The following is a 356-nucleotide window of genomic DNA, read 5'->3' on the forward strand; positions in this document are numbered from 1 at the left end:
TCGGCCATCCCGTTCGGTGACTTTCCGGCGCCCCGCGCGCTGACCAGGGCCGAGATGCTCGACCTGATCGAAGCCCACCGCCAGGCCGTCGCGCGCGCCGAACGGATCGGTTTCGACCTGATCGAGATGCATGGCGGACATGGCTACCTCATCCACCAGTTCCTCTCGCCGCTCGCCAACCAGCGCACCGACGAGTTCGGCGGGTCGCTGGAAAACCGCATGCGCTTCCCGCTCGAGGTGTTCAAGGCGATGCGGGCGGAATGGCCCGCGCACAAGCCGATGGGCATTCGCGTGTCGGCGACCGACTGGGTCGAGGGCGGCTTCAACCCCGACGAGGCGGTCGAGTTCGCCAAGGC

At 68.0% G+C, this 356-nt stretch carries 1 pseudogene; it reads left to right on the top strand.

Features of this window, described 5'->3' with window-relative positions:
• Positions 1-54: 54 nt before the first annotated feature.
• A pseudogene (locus MRBLSP13_RS20780) lies at positions 55-356 on the top strand (oxidoreductase); the annotation flags it as partial.

The sequence above is a fragment of the Sphingobium sp. LSP13-1-1.1 genome (genome assembly GCF_040676415.1).
In the GTDB taxonomy this organism is placed as follows: domain Bacteria; phylum Pseudomonadota; class Alphaproteobacteria; order Sphingomonadales; family Sphingomonadaceae; genus Sphingobium.